The 21681-nt window shown below is 73.4% G+C and carries 24 protein-coding genes; 13 read left to right on the forward strand and 11 right to left on the reverse strand.

All coding sequences use genetic code 11. From position 1 onward, the window contains the following. The first annotated feature begins 140 nt into the window (after window positions 1-140). Window positions 141-332, forward strand: coding sequence for a 50S ribosomal protein L28 (rpmB, locus tag ACQEVZ_RS18800; protein WP_033357799.1), 192 nt, complete (start codon window positions 141-143; stop codon window positions 330-332). An 83-nt stretch (window positions 333-415) separates the two neighbouring features. Here rpmB and ACQEVZ_RS18805 read toward each other — a convergent pair whose 3' ends face one another. Beyond that, a complete protein-coding gene (locus ACQEVZ_RS18805) occupies window positions 416-883 on the reverse strand; it encodes a GNAT family N-acetyltransferase (protein WP_344508005.1) in 468 nt (155 codons plus the stop codon). Between the two features lie 28 nt (window positions 884-911). Next, window positions 912-1874, reverse strand: coding sequence for a thiamine-phosphate kinase (locus ACQEVZ_RS18810; RefSeq protein WP_433368138.1), 963 nt, complete (start codon window positions 1872-1874; stop codon window positions 912-914). A 163-nt stretch (window positions 1875-2037) separates the two neighbouring features. On the opposite strand from ACQEVZ_RS18810, the gene ACQEVZ_RS18815 reads away from it, so the two are divergent. Together ACQEVZ_RS18815 and ACQEVZ_RS18820 are read left to right on the forward strand one after the other, a co-directional pair. Then, the gene (locus tag ACQEVZ_RS18815; RefSeq protein ID WP_203846267.1) at window positions 2038-2271 is read left to right on the forward strand and encodes an Lrp/AsnC ligand binding domain-containing protein; all 234 of its coding nucleotides are present in this window, start codon (window positions 2038-2040) and stop codon (window positions 2269-2271) included. Continuing rightward, a complete protein-coding gene (locus ACQEVZ_RS18820; protein WP_433368142.1) occupies window positions 2272-2784 on the forward strand; it encodes a DUF3515 domain-containing protein in 513 nt (170 codons plus the stop codon). It abuts the gene before it with no gap. Window positions 2785-2810: 26 nt separating this feature from the next. Here ACQEVZ_RS18820 and ACQEVZ_RS18825 read toward each other — a convergent pair whose 3' ends face one another. The 4 genes from ACQEVZ_RS18825 to ACQEVZ_RS18840 form a co-directional block, all read right to left on the reverse strand. Further along, the gene (locus tag ACQEVZ_RS18825) at window positions 2811-3800 is read right to left on the reverse strand and encodes a D-alanine--D-alanine ligase (protein ID WP_433368145.1); all 990 of its coding nucleotides are present in this window, start codon (window positions 3798-3800) and stop codon (window positions 2811-2813) included. Window positions 3801-3861: 61 nt separating this feature from the next. Beyond that, entirely contained in the window at window positions 3862-4971 is a 1110-nt protein-coding gene (locus ACQEVZ_RS18830; RefSeq protein WP_433376859.1) for a cystathionine gamma-lyase, read from the reverse strand. A 100-nt stretch (window positions 4972-5071) separates the two neighbouring features. Beyond that, entirely contained in the window at window positions 5072-6109 is a 1038-nt protein-coding gene (locus tag ACQEVZ_RS18835) for an NAD(P)H-dependent glycerol-3-phosphate dehydrogenase (RefSeq protein WP_360559598.1), read from the reverse strand. A gap of 75 nt (window positions 6110-6184) precedes the next feature. Beyond that, window positions 6185-6892: a lysophospholipid acyltransferase family protein gene (locus tag ACQEVZ_RS18840; protein ID WP_433368149.1), complete on the reverse strand. Its 708-nt coding sequence runs from the start codon at window positions 6890-6892 to the stop codon at window positions 6185-6187. 73 nt (window positions 6893-6965) lie between these two features. On the opposite strand from ACQEVZ_RS18840, the gene cofC reads away from it, so the two are divergent. From cofC to ACQEVZ_RS18865, 5 genes are all read left to right on the forward strand, one after another. Next, window positions 6966-7586 (forward strand): 2-phospho-L-lactate guanylyltransferase, encoded by a 621-nt coding sequence (gene cofC / locus ACQEVZ_RS18845; protein WP_433368152.1) that lies wholly within the window; start codon window positions 6966-6968, stop codon window positions 7584-7586. A 171-nt stretch (window positions 7587-7757) separates the two neighbouring features. Further along, entirely contained in the window at window positions 7758-7955 is a 198-nt protein-coding gene (locus tag ACQEVZ_RS18850) for a cold-shock protein (protein WP_344508022.1), read from the forward strand. Window positions 7956-8012: 57 nt separating this feature from the next. Beyond that, on the forward strand, window positions 8013-10394 hold the full coding sequence (locus ACQEVZ_RS18855) for an RNA degradosome polyphosphate kinase (protein WP_433368156.1): 2382 nt from the start codon (window positions 8013-8015) through the stop codon (window positions 10392-10394). Continuing rightward, window positions 10391-11740 carry a CHAD domain-containing protein gene (locus ACQEVZ_RS18860; protein WP_354888811.1) on the forward strand — a complete coding sequence of 450 codons (1350 nt, stop codon included), beginning with the start codon at window positions 10391-10393 and terminating at the stop codon, window positions 11738-11740. Before ACQEVZ_RS18855 ends, ACQEVZ_RS18860 begins: the two co-directional genes overlap by 4 nt. Further along, on the forward strand, window positions 11728-12597 hold the full coding sequence (locus tag ACQEVZ_RS18865; RefSeq protein WP_344508024.1) for an NUDIX hydrolase: 870 nt from the start codon (window positions 11728-11730) through the stop codon (window positions 12595-12597). The genes ACQEVZ_RS18860 and ACQEVZ_RS18865 overlap by 13 nt, the downstream gene beginning before the upstream one ends. Before the next feature lie 64 nt (window positions 12598-12661). Here ACQEVZ_RS18865 and ACQEVZ_RS18870 read toward each other — a convergent pair whose 3' ends face one another. The 3 genes from ACQEVZ_RS18870 to leuC all read right to left on the reverse strand — a co-directional run bounded on the left by ACQEVZ_RS18870 (window position 12662) and on the right by leuC (window position 15454). After that, window positions 12662-13288: an HU family DNA-binding protein gene (locus ACQEVZ_RS18870; RefSeq protein ID WP_433368160.1), complete on the reverse strand. Its 627-nt coding sequence runs from the start codon at window positions 13286-13288 to the stop codon at window positions 12662-12664. Between the two features lie 140 nt (window positions 13289-13428). Beyond that, window positions 13429-14016, reverse strand: a complete 588-nt coding sequence (leuD, locus tag ACQEVZ_RS18875) for a 3-isopropylmalate dehydratase small subunit (RefSeq protein ID WP_354888817.1) — start codon at window positions 14014-14016, stop codon at window positions 13429-13431. 25 nt (window positions 14017-14041) lie between these two features. Beyond that, the gene (leuC, locus tag ACQEVZ_RS18880; protein WP_344508030.1) at window positions 14042-15454 is read right to left on the reverse strand and encodes a 3-isopropylmalate dehydratase large subunit; all 1413 of its coding nucleotides are present in this window, start codon (window positions 15452-15454) and stop codon (window positions 14042-14044) included. A 49-nt stretch (window positions 15455-15503) separates the two neighbouring features. Between leuC and ACQEVZ_RS18885 the strand changes: the two genes are divergently transcribed. From ACQEVZ_RS18885 to ACQEVZ_RS18895, 3 genes are all read left to right on the forward strand, one after another. Beyond that, complete coding sequence (locus ACQEVZ_RS18885; protein ID WP_033357786.1) at window positions 15504-16190, forward strand: IclR family transcriptional regulator; 687 nt, start codon at window positions 15504-15506, stop codon at window positions 16188-16190. A 64-nt stretch (window positions 16191-16254) separates the two neighbouring features. After that, window positions 16255-16560 carry a hypothetical protein gene (locus tag ACQEVZ_RS18890; protein ID WP_344508032.1) on the forward strand — a complete coding sequence of 102 codons (306 nt, stop codon included), beginning with the start codon at window positions 16255-16257 and terminating at the stop codon, window positions 16558-16560. A 74-nt stretch (window positions 16561-16634) separates the two neighbouring features. Next, entirely contained in the window at window positions 16635-18524 is a 1890-nt protein-coding gene (locus ACQEVZ_RS18895) for a hypothetical protein (RefSeq protein WP_433368165.1), read from the forward strand. Here ACQEVZ_RS18895 and ACQEVZ_RS18900 read toward each other — a convergent pair. Beyond that, window positions 18521-18898, reverse strand: coding sequence for a YccF domain-containing protein (locus ACQEVZ_RS18900; protein WP_344508034.1), 378 nt, complete (start codon window positions 18896-18898; stop codon window positions 18521-18523). The two genes, ACQEVZ_RS18895 and ACQEVZ_RS18900, sit on opposite strands and share 4 nt — an antisense overlap. A gap of 7 nt (window positions 18899-18905) precedes the next feature. Then, window positions 18906-19853: an FAD-dependent oxidoreductase gene (locus ACQEVZ_RS18905; RefSeq protein ID WP_433368168.1), complete on the reverse strand. Its 948-nt coding sequence runs from the start codon at window positions 19851-19853 to the stop codon at window positions 18906-18908. 70 nt (window positions 19854-19923) lie between these two features. Between ACQEVZ_RS18905 and ACQEVZ_RS18910 the strand changes: the two genes are divergently transcribed. Beyond that, window positions 19924-20796, forward strand: coding sequence for a LysR family transcriptional regulator (locus ACQEVZ_RS18910; protein WP_433368171.1), 873 nt, complete (start codon window positions 19924-19926; stop codon window positions 20794-20796). Between the two features lie 124 nt (window positions 20797-20920). After that, entirely contained in the window at window positions 20921-21664 is a 744-nt protein-coding gene (locus ACQEVZ_RS18915; protein ID WP_344508040.1) for a lytic polysaccharide monooxygenase, read from the forward strand. Window positions 21665-21681: the final 17 nt, after the last annotated feature.

The raw sequence follows: 21681 nt of genomic DNA on the forward strand, positions 1-21681 counted from the left end.
CGATTGGGAGTCAGCGGGGCTCATCAGGTAACCTTGCGGGGTTGCCCGCCGGTCGACCGGTCGGCGACACCTGGAGCCCGCCCCCGGCCCGGCCGGTGGAGGGGTCCAGCCCGAGACGCAATCAATCCCAGGAGATCCCCGTGGCTAGCGTGTGCGACGTCTGCGGCAAGGGACCGGGCTTCGGCCACAACGTGTCCCACTCGCACCGGCGGACCAACCGCCGTTGGAACCCCAACATTCAGACGGTGCGCACCCCGGCCGGTGGCGGCACCACGCGGAAGGTGCAGGCATGCACCTCCTGCCTCAAGGCCGGCAAGGTCGTTCGCGGCTGATCGCCTGCACCAGCAGCAAAGCACCACAAGCAAAGCACCAGCAGCGAAAAGGCCCCGCCGTCGGCGGGGCCTTTTTCAACGCGCTACAGCGACCGCCCGAACGACCGCACGCTCGGATAGCCCTTGTAGTGCCCGAAGTCGGGGATCAGCGCGTAGCCGGCCGACTCGTACAGGGCCATCGCCTCCGGCTGCGCCGTCCCGGTCTCCAGCCAGACCCGCTTCCTCCCGGCCGCGCGGGCCGAGTCCTCGACCGCCGCGATCAGCCGCCGGGCCAGGCCGAGCCCGCGGAACGCCGGGTCCACGTAGAGCCGCTTGAGCTCCGCGGTGCTCTCGTCCTCGGCGAAGGTCCGCCAGCCGCAGCACCCCGCCGGCGCGTGGTCGATGTACGCGACGAAGAAGCCGCCCAGCGGCGGGTCGAAGTCACCGGGCTCGATAGGGGTGGTGTCCCCCGATCCGCCGTAGCGCACGCTCAGGTCGGCGAGCGTGGCGCTGATGAGTTCGGTGGCGACCCGCGAGCCGTAGCGGGTCAGTCGAATGTCGAGCTCAGTCACGCGTAAAGGGTATAGAAGCGATCACTCGTTACCGGAAGTGGTCCCAGCCTGGGGCTCCACCGGTGTACCGCCTACCGTCGACGGTCACGCCGTCACCGGCGGTGAACAGGCTGGCCGGTAGGACCTCGCCGATGACGCGCCAGTCGTCGGGCAGCTCCACGGACGGCGGGAAGGTGGCGGCGAGCGCGTGGTCGTCCCCGCCGGCGAGGATCCAGCCGTACGGGTCGACGCCGAGTGCCGTCGCCGCGTCACGCATCTGCTCGGGCACGACGAACGCGGACCGGCGCAGGTCGATCCCGACGCCGCTGGCGGTCGCGATGTGGCCCAGGTCGGCGAGCAGCCCGTCGGAGACGTCGATCATGGAGGTGGCGCCGAGGAGGGCGCCCGACGGCCCGGCGGCGTAGGGCACCTGCGGCCGGCGGTGCGCCTCCACCAGCAGCTTCGGGGAGCGGAAGCCGCGGGAGAGGATGGTGTACCCGGCTGCCGCGTAGCCGATCCGGCCGCACACCGCGACCACGTCGCCGGGGCGGGCGCCGGTGCGCACCAGGGGATCGCGGCCCTCCAGATGGCCCAGGGCCGTCACCGCGATGGTCAGGGTCGGGCTCGCGGACATGTCGCCGCCGACGACGACCGCGCCGACCTTGCCCGCCTCCGCGGCGAGACCGTCCGCGAGCTCCTCCGCCCAGGTGATCTCGAGGTTCGCAGGGGTACAGAGCGCGACGAGCAGCGCCGTCGGCCGGGCCCCCATGGCGGCGATGTCGGCGAGGTTGGCGGCGGCGGCGCGGTGGCCGATGTCGCGGGCGGAGGACCAGTCGCGGCGGAAGTGCCGGCCGTCCACGAGCACGTCGGTGCTGGCCAGGACCCGGCCGTCAGGCGCTGCGACCAGGGCCGCGTCGTCGCCGGGCCCCAGCAGGACCACGGGTGAGGGCGCCCCGAGCCGGGCCGTCACCCGTGAGATGAGCCCGAACTCCCCGGCGGTTGCAACGGTCACCCGTCCTCCAAAGCAAACAGAAAACTGAACATTGAATGCGCGATGTTGCGGGTAACGCAGCGTGTTGTGGCACGATCACGCACGGCTGCTGGTCCGCTGTATCCCATGGTGCGGTAGGTTCAGCGCTGATCAGCGCTCGCGCGGCGCAGGAAGGAGTCGTGTCGTGGTACAGGCATACATCCTGATCCAAACAGAGGTCGGCAAGGCACGCGATGTGGCGACCGCCATCCAGGAGCTGACCGGGGTCGTCCGGGTGGACGCGGTCACGGGGCCGTATGACGTGGTGGTGCTCACGGAGGCGCGCAGCGTCGACGAGCTGGGCAAACTGATCGTCAGCAACGTGCAGCTGGTGCCCGGCATCACCCGCACGCTGACGTGCTCGGTGGTGCACTTATAGATGACGGCGAAGAGCCCCGCCAGGGTCGCCACCGTCGCCGCGATCCCCGTCGCGCTGCTGGTCGGCGTCCTGGCGTTCTGGCTGCTCGGCGGCTTCCCCAAGGCGGAGGCCACCGGCACCGTCCGCACCGACGCCGTGGCCATGGACGAGGCCACGACGGTGGTCTGCCGTGCACTGGTGGCACGCATGCCGGAGACCCTCGGCGGGCTGCACCGGCGTCCGGTCAGCGCCGGCACCGAGCAGCACGCGGCCTTCGGCGACCCGGCGATCGTGCTGTCCTGCGGCACGGTCGGTAAGCGGGCGGTCCCGCGCGACGCCCAGCTGCTGGGCGTCTCCGGCGTCTGCTGGTATCCGGAGGAGCACAAGCAGGAGACCGTCTGGACCACGATCGACCGCCAGGTCCCGCTGCGGGTCGTGGTGCCGAAGAAGGCCGACGGCTCGTGGCTGTCGCACCTGTCGGCGCCGATCACCGAGACGGTGCCCTACGAGGACCCGGGCACGACGCACTGCTGAACGCCACGCGGAGCGCCTGACGCAGGTCAGTGCAGGCCCGTCCCCCGCCGCACCGCCGCCTTGACCAGTTGCGTGATCAGGGTGGTGTACGCGACGCCGCTGGCCTGCCACACCACGGGAAACGCCGCTCCGGGGTCGAAGCCGGGCATGGTGTCGATCCGGTCGAACAGGACGTCGCCGCCGGAGGTGACCGTGCACTCGACCATGGCGAGCCCGGCGCAGTCGAGGGTGACGAACGCCTTCACGGCGAGGTCGCGGGCGCGGCGCTCGACGGCACGGTCGAGGTCGGCCGGCGCGGTCACCCGGCCGTCGACGATCTCGCCGGGCACGCTGGACTCGGGCTGCCCCGAGGTGTCGAGGACGCCGACGGTGACCCTGCGGCCGGCGGGGGCGGCGACGACGACCACCTTCGCGTCGACGGCGCGGGCCGCGGCGACCGCGGCGGGCAGCTCGGCCCAGTCGGTGATCTCGGTCATGCCACCGGCGCCGCGGGCGGGCCGGACGACGACGGGCAGCCCGAGCCGCTCCCGGTCGGCACCGGCGACGTCCGAGGAGTCCCTGAGCACCACGTAGGGCGCGACGGGCAGCCCCGACGCCACGGCCAGCTTGCGCAGGAAGTCGTGGTCCATCGCCACCGACGCGGCGAGCACGCCGGAGCCGACGTAGGGCAGGTCCGCCATCTCGAGGAGGCCCTGGATCGTGCCCTCCTCGCCGAAGGCGCCCTGCAGGACGGGGAACACCACGTCGACGCCGCCGAGCCGGGCCACCCCGTCGCGGGCGTCGACCACGGTGACGGCGGCGCCGGCCGGCACCAGATCCGTGGACGCCGGCGAGGAGCCCGCTGCCGCGGCGCCGAGCACCCAGCGACCCTCCTGGGTCACCCCGATCGGCACGATCTCGAACTCGTCGGTGTCGAGGGCGTCGAGGAGGTCGGCGGCGCCGACGCTGGACATGGCGTGCTCGGTGCTGCCGCCGCCGAACACGACGGCGACCCGGGTCTTCTCTGGCGTTTCCACGCGCCGACCCTAACCGCAAGGTCAAGCTCGCGCTGTCGGCTGGTCAGCACCCCACCCTGCGTCAGGCGCCGATCGCGTCGAGTGCCTTCCGTACATCGGCGACCAGGTCATCGGTGTCCTCGACGCCGCACGAGAGGCGGATCAGGCCCTCGGGGGTGTCGTCGCCCCACTGCGCCCGCCGGTCGGCGGAGGTGTGCAGCCCGCCGAACGAGGTGGCGGCGAACACCAGGGTCGCGGCCTGCAGGAACTGGTCGGCGGCGGCCTTGCCGGCGAGCGTGAACGTGACCACGCCCGGGACGCGGCGCATCTGCCGGGACGCGACCTCGTGGGCGGGGTCCTCGGGCCGGCCGGGCCAGCGCACCGAGACGACCGCCGGGTGCGCGGCGAGCACCTCGGCGACGGCGGCCGCGTTGGCGGTCTGGCGGGCCAGGCGCAGGTCGAGGGTGCCGATCGAGCGGTGCGCGAGCCACGCCTCGAACGGGCCGGGCACCGCGCCCGTGGCGCCGCGCCAGCCGGTGAGGGCCCCGGCGAGCTGCGGGTCGCGGGTGCACGCGTAGCCGAGCAGGATGTCGGAGTGGCCGGTCAGGGCCTTGGTGCCGGACGCGACGGAGATGTCGGCGCCCAGGTCGAGGGGGCGCTGCCCGAGCGGGGTGGCCGCGGTGTTGTCGACGGCGACCAGCCCGCCGCCGGCGTGCACGCGCGCGGCCAGCTCGGCGATGTCGCACACGTCGAGGCCCGGGTTGGCGGGGGTCTCCACCAGCAGCAGCCGGACGGTCTCCAGCGCCGGGTAGGGGCCCGCGGTCGGCGCCTCGACGACGGTGACGCCGCGTTCGCCGAGGTACGACGCCGCGAACGCCCTGGTCTTGTAGTAGCCGTCGGCGGGCACGACGACGGTGTCGCCGGGGCGCAGCACGCTCAGCAGCACGGCGCTGATGGCGGCCATGCCCGAGGCGAAGGTCACACACTCGCCGCCCTCGAGCTCGCCGATCGCGCCTTCCAGCGCGCGCCAGGTCGGGTTGTCGGTGCGCCCGTAACCGTCGACGCCCGGCTGCGGCCCCAGCACCGGCTCGAGGTGGTACGGCGCACCGAAGGCCGGACCGGGCAGGAAGGGCCGGCCGGGCACGGCCTCGGGCACCCCGGCGTGCACGACCCGCGTGCCGTCACCAGTCATGGCGTCGCCTCCGCTGCGCTCCGGCGCCGCCCTGAGTCGGAACCAGCGCACCCGATGCCCGGCCTCCCCGCCGCGCTGCGGGCCGGTCATGCGGAAAACCCTACTGATGCTCCGCCGTCGACGGGACGCCGGGCCGCTCCGGCTTGGTCTCGCGGGACATCAGCGCGGCGAGCGCCCTGAGCGGGTCGACGCCCTCGTGGCAGACCAGCTCGACCTGCTCGGTGATCGGCATCTCCACGCCGACGCTGTGCGCCAGATCGCGGATCGACAGGCAGCTCTTGACGCCCTCGGCGGTCTGCCGGGTGGCGGCCTGCGCCTGCTCCAGGGTCTCGCCGCGGCCGAGGTGCTCGCCGAACGTGCGGTTGCGCGACAGCGGCGAGGAGCAGGTCGCCACGAGGTCGCCGAGGCCGGCGAGCCCGGCGAACGTCATCAGGTTGGCGCCGAGCGCCCCGCCGAGGCGGGTGGTCTCGGCGAGCCCGCGGGTGATCAGCGTCGCCCGGGTGTTGTCGCCGAAGCCGAGCGCGGAGGCCATGCCGTAGGCGAGCGCGATCGCGTTCTTGACGGCGCCGCCGAGCTCGCACCCGATGACGTCGTCGTTGGTGTACGGCCGGAGGTAGCGCGTGCTGATCGCGCGCTGGACGAGCTCGGCGCGCCGGATGTCGGTGCACGCCACCACGGTGGCCGCGGGCTGCTCGGCGGCGATCTCGGGGGCGAGGTTGGGCCCGGTGACGACGGCGATGCGGTCGGGCTCGACGCCCGCGGAGTCGACGATCACCTCGCTCATCCGCTTGAGCGTGCCCAGCTCGATGCCCTTCATCAGGCTGACGAGCGTGGCGTCGGAGCGGATCGTGCCCGCCCAGGAGCCCAGGTTGTGGCGCAGCGTCTGCGACGGCACGGCGAGCACGACCAGGTCGGCGCCGTCGACGGCCTCGGCGGCGTCGTCGGTCGCGGTGATCGCGCCGGGCAGCCACGTGCCGGGCAGGTAGTCCGGGTTCATGTGCCGCTCGCGGATCGCCTCGGCCACGGCGGGCCGGCGGGCCCAGACGGTGACGTCCGGGGTGCCGGCGTCGGCGAGCAGCTTGGCGAACACCGTGCCCCACGACCCGGCCCCGAGCACCGCGGCCCGTCGAATGCTCATATGCCCTCCGTCATGCTCATGTACGGTCCTGCGCTGCGCTCGGGCCGCTCATGCCGACGCTGCGCTCCGGCGCGCTCATGCGAGCGTCTTGCGCGGTGTCCACAGCGGCGGCGGGGTGCCGCCCCGGATCTCCACGAGCATGTCGCGGAGGTGCAGCATGATGTGGTCGGTGATCTCGTTGAGCGTCTGGGCGGTCGGCTGCGCCTCGTCCCAGGCGGACAGGTCGATCGGGGCGCCGGCGATGATCGTCACGTCGGCGCGGGGCAGCAGCTTCAGCTTGCTGGTGCGCGGGTCGTAGATCCGCTCGGGGCCCCACATGACGATCGGGACCATCGGCGCGTGGGTGTCCAGCCAGAGGCGGGCGGCGCCGGTCTTGCCCCGCATCGGCCACAGGTCGGGCTCGCGGGTCGTGGTGCCCTCGGGGTAGATCACCACGGCCTCGCCGCCGCGGACACCCGCCCGGGCGGCCTCCAGGGCCTTCACGGCGTCGGTGGTGCCGCGGTGGACCGGGATCTGGTGGTTGGCCCGCAGCAGGTAACCCAGCACCGGCACCTTGAACAGGCTGGCCTTGGCCAGGAACGACGGCCATCGGCCGGCGTCGTAGATGTAGTGCGCGACTGCGAGCGGGTCGGCATGGGAGATGTGGTTGACGACCATGATCACCCCACCATCGGCGGGGATGTGCTCCATGCCCGTCCAGGTCCGGCGGGTCAGCATCTGGATCGTGGGCTTCACGGTCATGACGGCGAAACGCCGCCAGAAGCCGAGCCTCCGGCGCTTCATCTCACCCTCCCCTCACGGTTCTGCTGCGAATCATGCCACTGCCGGGCGCCGTGGCGCCGTGTCAGGATGGGTCATGCTCTGCACCTGGGTGGCGGTCGTGCCTGTCAAGCCGCTCGGTGCGGCGAAGACACGGCTGCGCGGCGCCGTCCCGCGGCCCGCGCATCCCGGCCTGGTGCTGGCCATGGCCCGTGACACGGTCGCGGCGGCGCTCGCCTGCCCGTCGGTGGCCGGGGTCGTCGCGGTCTGCGACGACCCGCTGGTGCGGGCGGAGCTCGTCGCCGACGGCGCCACCTGTCTGCCTGACACCCCGGCCGCCGGGCTCAACGCGGCGCTGACCTTCGGGGCGCGGGCCGCGGGTGGCGCGCCCGTGGTCGCGCTGACCGCCGATCTGCCGGCGATGCGCCCCGCCGACCTGGCGGTCGCCCTGGCCGCGGCGGCGGCGCTGGGCCGCCGCGCGTTCGTGCCGGACCTGGAGGGCAGCGGCACCGTGCTGCTCGCCGCGCCCGCCGGAGTGGCCCTGGACCCGCACTTCGGGCCCGGCTCGGCGGCGGCGCACCTGCGCTCGGGCGCGGTCCGGCTCGACGGCGACTGGCCCAGCCTGCGCCGCGACGTCGACACCGCCGCCGACCTCGACGCCGCCACCGACCTCGGCCTCGGCCCCCACACCGGCGAGATCCTCTGCACGCCCGCCTGACGACACGCCCGCCTGACGACCACCCCTGCGCCGCCCCGCGCAGGACGGCCGGCACCGGTGAGTGACGAAAAGCACCCCGGTGCCGTCGAGCAGGCCGGCCGCGGGTGGCAGCGACGGCGCCGCGGTGACGCGAGACACGCGCCGGAAATCGATGCGCGGTAGCGTGGACTGATGCAGGGGACCGTGGCGACGTTCGACGACGACACCCGCACCGGCACGGTGCTGCTCGACGACGGCGCTGAGCTGCGATTCCCCGCTGCTGCCTTCGACGCGTCGGGCCTGCGCCACCTCCGCCTGGGGCAGCGGGTCCGCATCGACCGGGACGCCGCCGGGGCCGTCGTCAAGGTCACGCTGCCCACCTTCCCGTAGTGGCCAAGCAGCGGGAAGTTCATGTTCAGATCGGCACAAACGGGCCATGATGATCCTGTGGACGAGACGCCGACCGGTCGCAGCCGCCCCCGTAACGCAGCGCAACGCTCCGACCCGCAGAGCGCGCCTCCCAAGGCCGCCCCGCGCAAGGCGGCACCGCGACGGGCGGCCCCTCCGGCGGGCGGCACCGCGCCACGGGTCCGGCGGGCGACGAAGGCCGCGGCACCAGCACCCGGTGAAGACGTGCAGGCGAATCAGGCCGAGCCCGAGGAGGTCACCATGAGCGAGACGGTGACGGAGCAGCCCCCGCTGGTCCCCACCCAGAAGTCCCCCGGTGAGACACACGCCGAGTCCGACGCGCTGGTCGTACCATCCGAGAAACCGCTGCCCGAGGACCGGTATCTCAACCGGGAGCTCTCGTGGCTGGACTTCAACGCCCGGGTGCTGACCCTGGCCGAGGACCCCGCGACCCCGCTGCTGGAGCGCGCGAAGTTCCTCGCCATCTTCGCCAGCAACCTCGACGAGTTCTACATGGTCCGGGTCGCGGGCCTGAAGCGGCGGCTGCAGACCGGCATCCCGGTGCGCCGCCCCGGGTTCCTGCCGCCGACGGAGCAGCTGGAGCAGATCGCCGAGCGCACCACCGCGCTGGTCGCGCGCCAGTCGCGGGTCTTCGCCGAGGAGATCGCCCCGGCGATGGCCGAGGAGCGCATCCACATCGTGCCGTGGAGCGACCTCGACCCGGCCGAGCGGGAGCGGATGCGCACGTCGTTCCGCGAGCAGATCTTCCCGGTGCTGACGCCGCTGGCCGTCGACCCGGCGCACCCGTTCCCCTACATCTCCGGCCTGTCGCTCAACCTGGCGGTCGTGGTGCGGGAGCACGACGGCGGCCCCGAGCTGTTCGCCCGGATCAAGGTGCCCAACAACGTGCCGCGCTTCTACGCGCTGGACCGGACCACCCGCGACGGCGTGCGCACGGTGCGGTTCCTGCCGGTGGAGGAGCTGATCGCCGCGCACCTCGGGCAGCTGTTCTCGGGGATGCAGGTGGTCGAGCACCACCTGTTCCGGGTGACCCGCAACGCCGAGGTCGAGCTGGACGAGGACCGTGACGAGGACCTGCTGCAGGCCCTGGAGCGGGAGCTGGCGCGGCGCCGCTTCGGCCCGCCGGTGCGCCTGGAGGTCGCCGCCTCGATCTCCGACCACGTGCTGGAGCTGCTGGTCCGCGAGCTCGACATGGACTCCCACGACGTGCTTCGGGTGCCGGGCCTGCTCGACCTGACCGCGCTGTGGGAGATCTACAACGGCGTGGACCGGCCGTCGCTGAAGGACCAGCCGTTCGTGCCGGCGACCCACCCGCACTTCGCCGAGGGCGAGACCCCGCGCAGCGTCTTCGCCCGGCTGCGCGACCACGACATCCTGGTGCACCACCCGTACCACTCGTTCTCGACCAGCGTGCAGCGCTTCGTCGAGCAGGCCGCCGCCGACCCCAACGTGCTGGCGATCAAGCTGACGCTGTACCGGACCAGCGGCGACTCCCCGATCGTGGACGCGCTCGTGGACGCGGCCGAGGCCGGCAAGCAGGTCGTGGTGCTGGTCGAGGTGAAGGCCAGGTTCGACGAGAAGGCCAACATCGGCTGGGCGAGGACGCTGGAGCGGGCCGGCTGCCACGTCGTCTACGGCCTCGTCGGGCTCAAGACCCACACGAAGACGGCCCTCGTGGTGCGCCAGGAGGGCAACCACATCCGGCGGTACTGCCACGTCGGCACCGGCAACTACCACCCGAAGACGGCCCGGCTCTACGAGGACTACGGGCTGCTCACCGCGGACCCGGAGGTCGGCGCCGACCTCACCGACCTGTTCAACGTGCTCACCGGGTACAGCCGCCAGACCTCCTACCGCCGCCTGCTGGTCGCGCCGCACGGCGTCCGGCGCGGCATCATCGACCGGATCGACCGGGAGATCTCCCTCGGCGAGCAGGGCCTGATCCAGCTGAAGGTCAACTCGCTGGTCGACGAGGAGATCATCGACTCGCTCTACCGCGCCGGCCAGGCCGGGGTGAGCGTCGACCTGATCGTGCGCGGCATCTGCGCGCTACGGCCGGGCGTGCCGGGCCTGTCGGACAACATCCGGGTCCGGTCGGTGCTCGGCCGGTTCCTGGAGCACTCGCGGGTGTTCCGGTTCGGCCGCGACGCCTCCGCCGAGTACTGGATCGGCTCCGCGGACCTCATGCACCGCAACCTCGACCGCCGGGTCGAGGCGCTGGTCAAGGTCACCGACCCGGTCGCGGCCGGCGAGCTCGACCGGGTGCTGAAGCTGATGATGAGCGACGACACCGGCGCGTTCGAGCTGGCCGGGGACGGCACCTGGCACCGCCGGCAGGGCAAGAACCCGCAGGAGGCCCTGCTGCGCCGCATCGTCGACCGCGTGGAGCCGGCGGCGTGAAGTTCATTGTCGGGGACGGGTTCACGCTGCCCGACCTGGACGGCCGCGACGTCGACGCCACCTTCCACGACACCCCGGACGGCGCCCTCGCCCGCGCCGGGGTGTCGCTGCGCCAGCACCGCGACGGCACGTGGACGCTGCTGCTGCCGCGGCGGGGCCGGGAGCTGCACAGCCAGGCCGCGGGTGCCGGCGTCGTCCCGGCGGACCTGCTCGACGCGGTGACCGCCTTCCGCCGCGGCGCGGACCTCGGCGCCGTGAGGACGGTCCGCTCAGCCGTGCACGTGTCTTCGGCGGCGGGTGGTGTACTGGCTGAGGTCCGCCTCCTGTCCGAGCGCGGGACGGGCCGCCGCCCCCGGCGGGTCGAGGTGCTGCCGGTCGACGGCACGCCCGAGGACCTGGCCCGCATCGCGGGCGCGCTGACCGCGGCCGGCGCGGTGCCCGACCCGGACGGCGCCGCGCCCCCGCCGGAGCCCGACGACAGCGCCGGCGCGGTCCTCACCGAGGCGCTGCGCGACGGCGTCGGGCGGATCCTGCGGCACGACGCGTTCGCCCGGCTGCGCGAGACGATGCCCAACGGCGACACCCCCGTGCACCAGATGCGGGTCGGCACCCGGCGGCTGCGCAGCGACCTGCAGACGTTCCAGGCGCTGCTCGACCCGGCCTGGAGCCGGCCGCTGCGGGCGGAGCTGGGCCGCCTGGCCGGCGCGCTCGGCGGCGCCCGCGACATCGAGGTGATGCGGGCCCGGCTGCACGTGACCGCCGCCGCCGACCCGCTCGTGGCGGTGGACGCCGAGTCGGTGGGCCGGATCGACGCCGCGCTCGCCGGGCGGCAGGAGACGGCGCTGTCGGCGCTGGACGAGGCGCTGCGCTCGCCGCGCTACGTCCAGCTCCTCGACGCGCTGACCCGCCCGCCCAGGCTCGTCGGCCGGCACGGGGCACCCGCCGGGCGGGTGCTGCCGGGTCTGGTCCGCAAGCCGTGGCGGCAGCTGGTGGCCGGCGCTGACGCGCTGACCCCCGAGCTGCCCGACGACGACTGGCACGAGGTGCGCAAGCTGGCCAAGCGGGCCCGGTACGCGTTCTCCTGGGTGCCCGGCCCCGAGGCCGCGGTGCTCGCCAAGCGGGTCGCGAAGGCGCAGAAGGTGCTCGGCGAGCACCAGGACGCGGCGACCGCGGCCGACACGTGGCTCTTCGTGGCGCGGTTCCTCGACCGTGGCGACCACCGTCTCGCCGTCACGGCGGGCAGACTGTTCGAGCGGGAGCGGGCCGCGGTCACCCGGGCACGCGCCGCGTTCCCGGCGGTGTGGGCCGCGGTCTGCGAGGAGAACACCACAGCATGGCTGAAGTGAACACGGTCGTCCGCGCGGCGGGTGGCGTGGTGTGGCGCCCGGCGCGGGACGGTGTCGAGATCGTGCTGGTGCACCGCCCGCGGTACGACGACTGGTCCCTGCCCAAGGGCAAGGTCGACCCCGGCGAGCACGAGCTGGCCGCCGCGGTGCGGGAGGTCCACGAGGAGACGCTGGTGCGGGGCGTGCCGCAGGCCCGGCTGCCCTCGATCCGCTACCTGACCAGCGAGCCGGGCGTGGAGAAGGTCGTCGACTACTGGTCGATGCGGGCGCTGCTGTGGCAGGACCGGCCGGCGGACGACGAGATCGAGGAGGCGCGCTGGGTGCCGGTCGCGCAGGCGCCCGCGCTGCTGAGCTACGCGCACGACCGGGGTGTGGTGAAGGCGTTCCTGGACCTGCCGCCCGTGACGGCGGTGGTCGCCCTGGTCCGCCACGCGCACGCCGGCAAGCGCAAGGAATGGGCCGGCCCGGACGCGGAGCGCCCGCTGGACACGGCCGGCGTGGGCCACGCGGCGGCGCTGAGCGCCCTCCTGCGGCTCCTGCGGCCCGAGTGGGTGGTGTCGGCCACCCCCTTGCGGTGCCGGCAGACGGTGGAGCCGCTGGGGCTGCCGTTCGACCTGGACGGCGCGTTCGACGAGGGGCGGTCCCCCGAGGCGGCCGCGGCCGCGCTGCGGGCCCTCGCGGCGCGGGGCGGGGCGAGCGTCGTGTGCAGCCAGGGCAAGCTGATGCCGCCGCTGCTGACCGCATTGACCGGACGCACCAATGTGGACTTCCACACCCGCAAGGGCGCCGGCTGGATGCTCACCTTCAGCGGTGACCGGCTCCTCGGCTGGGATCCGGTGCGCCCGCTGCGGGTCTGACGCACAAAAACGGAAGGGGCGGCGCCGCGAACTCGCGGCGCCGCCCCTTTTCCGTTGCCTTACCTCACTTGGCGGCGGCCTTCTTGGCCGGCGCCTTCTTGGCGGCCGTCGTGGTGGCGGCGGTGGCCGTCTTGCGCGCGGTCGTCGACGCGGCGGCGCGCGTGGTCTTCGCGGCGGCCTTCTTGGCGGGGGCGGCCTTGGTCGCGGCGGCCTTGGCCGGAGCGGCCTTCGCCGCCGCCTTGGTCGCGGTCGCCTTGGTGGCGGCCTTGGCCGGGGCGGCCTTCGCCGTGGTGGCCTTCGCCGTGGTGGCCTTGGCGGTGGTGGCCTTGGCAGTCGTGGCCTTGGCGGTCGTCGCCTTCGCGGCGGCGGTCTTCGTGGCGGCGGCTGCCTTCTTGGCCGGCGCGGCCTTCGGCACCTTGCCGGCGGCGACCATCTCGCGGAAGCTGGCGCCGGCCCGGAAGGCGGGAACCGACGTCTTCTTCACCTTCACGGCCTCACCGGTGCGCGGGTTACGCGCGGTTCTCGCACCACGCACGCGCTTCTCGAAGACACCGAAACCGGTGATGGCGACCTTGTCGCCCTTGGTCACGGCGGCCTGAATCTCGGCGAGCACCGCGTCCAGCGCCGCGTTTGCCGACTTCTTGTCGCCCAGGCGAGCGCTGAGCGCCTCGATGAGCTCGGCCTTGTTCACGTTGTTTCCTCCCGTACCAGAAATGAAGTCCCTGTGGGCAAGGTATCCCAACGCTCACAGAATACAAACATTAGACGGAAAAGAAATCGTTGTGGAGCAACGGATTCGGCCGGTGGCTCATCGAGACGCCCAGGCGGGGCCTAGTGAACGACGGGTGTCCACTCCGGACGGCCTTGTTCGAAGGCGGTGATGGCCTCCTCGTGGCGCAGCGTCAGACCGATGTCGTCCAGGCCTTCCAGCAGGCGCCAACGGCTGAAATCGTCGATCGGGAAGGCCCATTCACGGTCCCCCGCACGCAACTGCCGATCCTGCAGATCGACCGTTACCGCCAACTGCGGATCCGCTTCGATCGCGGCCCACAGCTCCTCGACGAGTTTCAGGTCCAGCTCGACGGGCAGGAGACCGGCCTTGAGCGCGTTGCCCCGGAAGATGTCGCCGAAACGGGGCGCGACGACCGCCTTGAAGCCGTAGTTCTGCAGCGCCCAGACGGCGTGCTCGCGCGACGATCCGGTGCCGAAGTCGGGCCCGGCGACAAGGATCGAGGCGCCCGTGTACGCGGGATTGTTGAGCACGAATGCGGGATCCGAGCGCCACGCGTTGAACAACCCGTCTTCGAACCCGGTTCGGGTGACGCGCTTGAGGTAGACGGCGGGGATGATCTGGTCGGTGTCCACGTTGGACCGGCGCAGCGGGACGGCCGTGCCGGTGTGGACGGTGAACTTCTCCATGTCGGATTCCTGCCTGTCTTCTCGGTCAGTTCAGGTCCGCGGGGGCCGCCAGGCGGCCGACGACGGCGGTTGCGGCGGCGACCTGCGGCGACACCAGGTGGGTGCGCCCACCACGGCCCTGCCGGCCCTCGAAGTTGCGGTTGGAGGTCGAGGCGGAGCGCTCGCCCGGCTTCAGCGTGTCCGGGTTCATGCCCAGGCACATCGAGCAGCCCGCGAAGCGCCACTCGGCCCCGGCCGCGGTGAAGACCTCGTTGAGCCCTTCCTCCTCGGCCGCGGCGCGGACCGACGCGGATCCCGGCACGACGAGCATGCGCACGCTGTCGGCGACCTTGCGCCCGCGCAGCACGTCGGCGGCGGCACGCAGGTCCTCGAGCCGGCCGTTGGTGCACGAGCCGAGGAAGACCACGTCCACCGCGACGTCGCGCAGCGGCGTGCCCGGCGTCAGGTCCATGTACTCCAGCGCCTTCTGCGCCGCGACGCGGTCGGCGTCCTCGGCGAAGTCGGCCGGGTCCGGCACGCTCGCGCCCAGCGGCGCCCCCTGGCCCGGGTTGGTGCCCCAGGTGACGAACGGGGTGAGGTGGGTGATGTCGAGCGTCACCTCGGTGTCGAACTTCGCGCCCTCGTCGGTGCGCAGCGTCTGCCAGTACGCCTTCGCGCGGTCCCACGCCTCGCCCTTCGGCGCGTACTCGCGGCCCTCGACGTAGGCGAACGTGGTCTCGTCCGGCGCGATCATGCCGGCCTTGGCGCCCCACTCGATGGACATGTTGGAGACCGTCATCCGGCCCTCCATCGACATCTTCTCGATCGCGGGCCCGCGGTACTCCACCACGTGGCCGCGGCCGCCGCCGGTGCCGACCTGGGTGATGAGCGCCAGCACCAGGTCCTTCGCCGTGACGCCGGGGGCGAGCTCGCCGACGACGTTGACCGCCATCGTCTTGAGGTGCGGCTGCGGCAGCGTCTGGGTCGCCAGGACGTGCTCGACCTCGCTGGTGCCGATGCCGAACGCGATCGAGCCGAACGCGCCGTGGGTGGAGGTGTGCGAGTCCCCGCACACGATCGTCATGCCCGGCTGGGTCAGGCCCAGCTGCGGTCCCATGACGTGGACCACGCCCTGCTGCGCGTCACCGAGCGAGTGCCGGCGCACGCCGAACTCGTCGCAGTTGCGCCGCAGCGTCTCGATCTGGGTGCGCGACACCGGGTCGCTGATCGTCAGCAGGTTGTCGGTCGGCGTGTTGTGGTCCTCGGTCGCGATCGTCAGGTCGGGTCGGCGCACCTGCCGCCCGCCCATCCGCAGGCCGTCGAACGCCTGCGGGCTGGTGACCTCGTGGACCAGGTGCAGGTCGATGTACAGCAGATCCGGCTCGCCTGCGGCGGAACGGACGACGTGTGCGTCCCACACCTTCTCTGCGAGCGTCCGCGGTCGTGCTTCTCCCACCATCTGGACATCCTAAAGTTTGGGAGGTATGTTTCGGTCTGTGGGACACAGTATGAGCGGTGTCGGCGTGCTCGACAAGGCGGTGGTCATTCTGGCCGCCTGTGTCGACGGCGCCAGCCTTGCCGAACTGGTGGACCGGACCAAGCTTCCCCGGGCAACGGCGCACCGGCTCGCACAGGCCCTGGAAATCCACCGATTGCTTGTTCGTGACGCGCAAGGACGCTGGCGGCCGGGCCCGCGTCTGGGCGAGCTCGCCAACGCGGCACCGGACGTTCTCCTGACCGCGGCCGAGCCGATGCTCACCGCACTGCGCGACGCGACCGGCGAAAGCGCGCAGCTCTACCTCCGCCGCGCCGACGAGCGGCTCTGCGTGGCCGCCGCCGAGCGCGCCAGCGGGCTGCGCGACACGGTGCCGATCGGCTCGGTGCTGCCGATGACCGCCGGCTCCGCCGCCCAGGTGCTCCTCGCGTGGGAGCCGCCCGAGGCGGTGATGCCGCTGCTGCCGCGCTGCAAGTTCACCGGCCGCACCCTCGCCGAGGTCCGCCGCCGCGGCTGGGCGCAGAGCGTCGCCGAGCGCGAGGCCGGTGTCGCCAGCGTCTCCGCGCCGATCCGCGACCGGACCGGCCGGGTCATCGCCGCGATCAGCGTGTCGGGCCCGATCGAGCGGCTCGGCCGGCGCCCCGGCGACCGCCACGCGATGGCCGTGGTGCGGGCCGGGCAGCGCCTCTCCGGCCTGTAACGTGCGGCACATCGGGGGCCTGTAGCGTGCGGCACATCGAGCCCGTCTGACTGAGGAGCCCCCCGTGCCTGAGTCCACCCCCGCCAGCCCGGAGCCCATTGACGACGGCCTCTCCGAGGCACCCGACACCCCGGAAGGTGAGGGGTCCGGCGTCGGCCAGGCCCCCTCGGGTGCCCCGGACCGGCCGTCGCACGCGCCGGGCTCACCGACCCCGGACGGCCCGCAGCGCCCCGACACCCCCACCGCACCGACCGCGCCGGCGCCACCGGCTCCGAGCGGCGGCAGCGGCGGGCGGGGCGGCTGCATGACCGCCATGCTCGGCCTGATCGTCCTGGTCGCCGCGCTGCTGGGCATCGCCGCCCAGTTCTAGCCGGTTTATCGGGTGCTCCCGGGCGCCGCCCTCCCGCTACGATGCGCGACGACATCCACGGGGAGGAACGCCACATGTCCGAGAGCACCCGATCGCCCGACGATTCCCTGCTGCCCCAGGACCCCTTGCCCGCGGCGGACACCGGGACGGACATCGCCGTCGACGCGTCCCAGGCGGACGCTGAGACCGTCGACGCGTCCCAGGCGGACGCTGAGACCGTCGACGCGTCCCACGCTGACGCCGTCGACGCTTCCCAGGCGGACCCTGACACCGTCGCGCTCGACGGTGACGCCCCGGCGTTTGCGGCCGGTGACGAGCTCACCGAGGTGCCGGTCCGGCCGCGGCGGCGGCTCGCCGTGGTCCTGAGCGCCGCGGCGGTCGCGGTCGCCGTGCTGCTCGGTGGCGGCGCCTTCGCGCTCGCCAGGATGTGGAACGGCCCGACCGGCACCCTGCCGGAGGACCTCGTGCCCGCCTCTGTCGCCGCGTTCGCCCGCATCGACCTCTCCCCCGGCATCGGCCAGCGGGTCAAGGTCGAGACGCTGCTGCGCAAGGCCGGCGGCAACGGCCCGAAGACCCTGGACGACACGAAGCGCGACATCTTCGCCGACCTCGAGGCGCCCATCGGCTACGACGACGTGGCCTCCTGGTTCGACGACCGGATCGGCGTCGCCATGTGGGCCGCCCCGGAGCCGGGCGCCAAGGCCGTCACCCTCGTCGTCGCCTCCTCCCGCGACGACGCCAAGGCCCGCAAGGCGCTCACCGCCGCCCAGCAGAAGGCCGGCACCGACGACCTCGGCTTCGTCGTCGGCGACGGGCACGTGCTGCTCGCGTTCGACGGCAAGGACCTCCAGCGGGCCGCGGCCGCGGCGGCCGCCGCGGCGGCGAAGGCCCCGCTGTCGAAGGATCCCGCGTTCACCGCCGCCGTGGCGAAGCTCCCCGCCGGCCAGCCCGGCCTCGCGTGGGCCGACCTGGCCCGCGCCGACGACCTGGCGCAGGAGTTCCTCGCGTTCGGCGTCGACGGCGACGTCGAAGGCGAAGAGACCGACGCCGAGGCCGCCGGCCCCCCGGTCGCGCTGCCGGAGCTGAAGGGCACGGTCGTCGTCGGCGTCCAGGCCGGTGACGACGGTCTGGAGCTGCGGGCCCGCGTGTCGGGCGGCTCGGGCCTGCCGCTCACCGCCACCTCCACCGGCACCGACGCGCTCGCCCTCCTGGGCGCGCTGCCGGCGGACGCGACCGCGGCCGGCGCGGCCGGCGGCCCGCTCGGCGACCTGTCGCTCCTCGGCGGCGCCGGCGTGATCCTGTCCTCGACCCTGTTCCCGCTCGCCCGGTTCGGCGGCCTCGCCGACGACATCGACCTGGCCGACCTCCCCCCGCCGCCGGGCGTCGATCCCAATAAGGTGATCACGCTCCCGCCGGGCGTCGACCTCACCGACCCGGCGGCGATCGAGAAGTACTTCCGGGAGCACCCGGAGCTGGGCGACGGCACCGTGGTGCGGTCGTTCACGACGACCCAGCCCAGCTCGGAGGAGGTCCAGAAGGCCATCCAGGCGCTGGACAAGGCGATGGCCGCCGCGACGTCGGTGACGTTCGCCGTGGCCGGGCCGGAGCCCAAGGAGCACGAGCTGGGCGAGCCGCTGCAGGTCGACCTGCGGCTCGCCGACGCCGCCGCGGCCAAGCAGCTGCAGGCCGACCTCGCCGCGCTGCTGAAGGCCGGCGGGACGGTGTGCGAGGTCCACGAGGAGCACGTGGTCCTGCGGACGAAGACGTTCGCTGCCGGTACCGGCGGAAAACTCGCCGACAGCGAGCGCTTCCGCGCCGCGACCGCGGGCGGGGTCCCCGGCGCCACCGCGGCGTTCTACGTCGACGGCGAGCGCGGCGGCACCGCCCCGGCCAAGGGGATCGGCGTGACCGTCGGCCACGACGGCACCGACACCGTCGTCATGGCCCGGGTCCTGATCGGCTAGACCTCCACCACCTCGCGCCCGAGCGGCCAGAAGGCGACCGGCACGAGCTTGAAGTGGGCGATCCCGAACGGGATCCCGATGATCGACAGGCACAGCGCCACCCCGGCCGTCACGTGGCTGAGCGCCAGCCACCAGCCGGCGAGCACGACCCACAGGATGTTGGCCAGGCCCGTCGCCACCCCGGCGTCGGGCTTGGCCTGCACCGTCCGACCGAACGGCCAGAGCGAATACAGGGCGAGCCGCCATGACGCCACCGCGAACGGGATCGTCACGATGAGCACGAAGCAGATCGCCGCGGCGAAGGCATAGCCCACGAACAACAGGAAGCCGCCGCCGAAGATCAGCCACAGCACGTTCAGCACGAAGCGAATCATGCTTCGATCATGCGCCTGCCGCGCCACCGGCGAGGGTGACGACGTCGTCGGCGCAGCCCCAGGAGAGGGTGACGCCGGCGCCGCCGTGGCCGTACGCGTGCACGAGGCGGACGCCGCCGGGCAGCCCCACCGGGTCGGCCTCGACCCTGGCGCCGCCGTGCCGAGCGGGCCGCAGCCCCGCCGCCCGCCACAGCACCGGCGCCCCGGCCAGCTCGGGGACCAGCTCGGCGCAGCGGGCCAGGATCGCCGCCGTGGTCGCCGGGTCGACGGCGGTGTCCCACTCGCCGGGCTGGAACGTGCCGCCGAGGACCACGTCCCGGCTACGGGGATGGATGTACGTCATGCCCGCCGGGTGTTCCTCGTCACGCACCGAGGTGACGAGGCCCGGATTGGCGACGCCGACGATCTGGCCGCGGGCGGGGTGCACGGCGGGGTCGCCCGCGAGGTCGCGCGCGGCGAGCCCGGTCGCGTTGACCACGACCCGCGCGCCGGCCACGAGCCGCGGCACGTCGGCGAGGCGCTCGACCCGGTGCCGCACGAGCCGCCCGCCGGCCGTGCCGAACCGGTCCAGCAGGCTCCGCAGGTACACCGGCATCTCCACGGAAGGGACGGTGAAACGCCACTCGCCCGGCCCCTCCGCGAAGTCCGGGACGGCCGGGGCCCACCAGGGCGTCTCGTGCGGGCGGCGCAGGATCATGCGGGTGGGCCGGGGCACGACGCCGGGCACGCCCCGCGCCGCCTGCGCGGTCAGCTCGTCGAAGGTGCGGCCGGCCCAGCTCAGGACGCGGGGGTCGCCGTCGGTACGGGTGGGGTACCAGACCGCGGCGGCCAGGCTCGACACGGTGCTCCCCGGCTCGTCGGCGGTCACGACCGTCACGGTGTGCCCGTGCTCCTGCAGGCGGACGGCGCAGGTGAGCCCGATGATCCCGGCGCCGAGAACTGTCACGTCGCTCATGCCTTCACTGTGTGCTCCTCCCCGCCGCGCCGTCCAAGACCGGTTCGCTGCGGTCTGATAAGCCTGGCTTATGGAACTGCGGCGGCTGCGGTACTTCATGGTCCTCGCCGAGGAGCTGCACTTCACGCGGGCGGCGGCCCGGCTGCGCATCGCCCAGCCGGCGCTCAGCCAGCAGATCCGCGTCCTGGAGCGGGAGATCGGTGCCCGGCTGGTCGAGCGGGGCCGCGGCGGCTGCGCGCTCACCCCGGTCGGCGCGGTCGTCGCGGCGGAGGCGGTCACGCTGCTGGCGGAGGTCGCCGCCGCCGAGGAGCGGATCGCCGCGGCGGTGCGCGGGCAGGGCGGGCGGCTGCGGTTGGCGTACACGCGATCGGCCCGCGGCGGCAGCGTCGACGAGCTCGTCGAGCGGTTCCGCGCCGCGCACCCCCTCGTGGAGGTCGTGCCGGAGACCGGCTGGACCGCGCCCAACGTCGCCGGCCTGCTCGCGGGGCGCTACGACGCGGCGTTCGTGCGGCCACCGGTCGACGACCCCGGCATCCGGTGGCTGCCGATCGGCACCGAGGAGCTGCTGCTCGCGCTGCCCACCGGGCACCCCCTGGCCGCGCGCCACCGGGTGCCGCGGGAGCTGCTGCGCGGCGAGCCGGCGGTGATGTGGCCGCGCGACAACGGCCCCGGCATGTACGACCGGATCGTCGCGCAGGTCTGGCCCGGTGGCGGCTTCGTGCTCGCCCGGCACGAGCCGGACGACGAGCAGCTGCTGCGCTCCGTGGCGGCGGGCGGTGTGATCGCGGCGGTGCCTTCGGGGCGCGCGACGGCGCTGCGGGTGCCCGGCGTGGTCCTGCGCCGGTTCACCGGGGCGCCACCGACCGTCGACATCGGCCTGGCGTGGGCCGCTTCCAGCAAGAATCCGGCGGTCCGCGCCCTGGTCGCGCTCCTGTCACCTTAAGTCCGGCTGGACCCTACCTTAAGTGAGAGCGCTCTATCGACCGATTTCCATAAAGGTTATTTACTGTTAACAATCCTTCCTTTACATTGGCCGCATCACCCCCACTGCACGAAGGGAGCGATCGATGCGAAGAACGATCGCGCTGGTTCCACTGGCGCTCGGCGCCATCGCCACGTCACTGCTCGCGTCCGCTCAGCCGGCGGCCGCTCACGGTTACGTTTCTTCCCCTGCCAGCCGCCAGGCGATGTGCGCCCAGGGCCGGGTCGCCAACTGCGGCGAGATCGTCTACGAGCCGCAGAGCGTCGAGGGCCCGAAGGGCCTGATGAGCTGCAGCGGCGGCAACAGCCGGTTCTCCCAGCTCGACGACCCCAACAAGGGCTGGCCGGCGACCGCCGTCGGCAACTCGGTCACATTCAACTGGGTGCTCACCGCCCGGCACTCCACCAGCACCTGGGAGTACTTCGTCGGCGGCACGCGCATCGCGGTCATCGACGACGGCGGCCGCCAGCCCGGCGCGACCGTCTCCCACACGGTGAGCCTCGGCGGGCGCACCGGCCGGATCATGGTCCTGGCCCGGTGGAACATCGCCGACACCCCCAACGCCTTCTACTCCTGCGTGGACCTGCAGGTCGGCGGCGGTGGCGGGAACCCCACCCCGACGCCCACCCAGCCCTCCCCCACGCCGACCGTGAACCCCACCCCGACCCCGACCACGCCGCCCGCGGGTGGCACCTGGGCGGCCGGGACCGCGTACAAGGCCGGTGACCGCGTCACGTACGGCGGCGCCACCTACCAGTGCCGCCAGGCACACACCGCCATCGCCGGTTGGGAGCCGCCCAACGTCCCGGCGCTCTGGCAGCGCGTCTAGCTCGATGCTCGCGGGGG

It is taken from the genome of Dactylosporangium sp. CA-152071 (genome assembly GCF_050936335.1).
Classification (GTDB): Bacteria; Actinomycetota; Actinomycetes; order Mycobacteriales; family Micromonosporaceae; genus Dactylosporangium; species Dactylosporangium maewongense.